This window comes from Virgibacillus carmonensis (assembly GCF_057836705.1).
Genome location: NZ_JBYQFJ010000357.1, coordinates 1 through 543 on the forward strand (window position 1 = coordinate 1; position 543 = coordinate 543).

1 protein-coding gene is annotated in these 543 nt (G+C 48.1%); it reads left to right on the plus strand.

Features of this window, described 5'->3' with window-relative positions:
• The coding region (locus AC3G7N_RS22335; RefSeq protein ID WP_489424296.1) for an immune inhibitor A domain-containing protein at positions 1-543 on the plus strand (543 nt) is incomplete at both ends.

The window sequence follows — 543 nt, forward strand, 5'->3', positions numbered from 1 at the left end:
TGCTGAACCGGACGGTCTTATTGATCACTTGATGGTTATCCATGCTGGTGTTGGTGAGGAAGCTGGTGGTGGATCTCTTGGTGGAGATGCTATTTGGTCACATCGCTGGAACCTTGGACCTAGTCCCGTAGCTGTTCCTGGTGCATCATCAGACAGTGACCGCTTTGATGGACAATTAGGTGCATGGGATTACACAATCGAACCTGAAGATGGTGCCGCTGGTGTATTTACCCATGAATATGGCCATGACCTTGGCCTGCCAGATGAATACGATACACAATACAGTGGTGAAGGTGAAGCTGTAGCATACTGGTCACTAATGGCAAGCGGAAGCTGGGCTGGGGACGTTCCTGGGACAGAACCTCCTGGAATCAGTGCTTATTCAAAGGAAATGCTACAAACCCTTCATGGTGGTAACTGGTTAAGTGGAACTACGCTTAATGCTGATGAGGTCACTAGTGAAGGAACATCTGTACTTCTCGATGAGGCAGTAACAAAAGGAACAAATAATGACGCTGTACGCGTGAATTTGCCGGACAAATC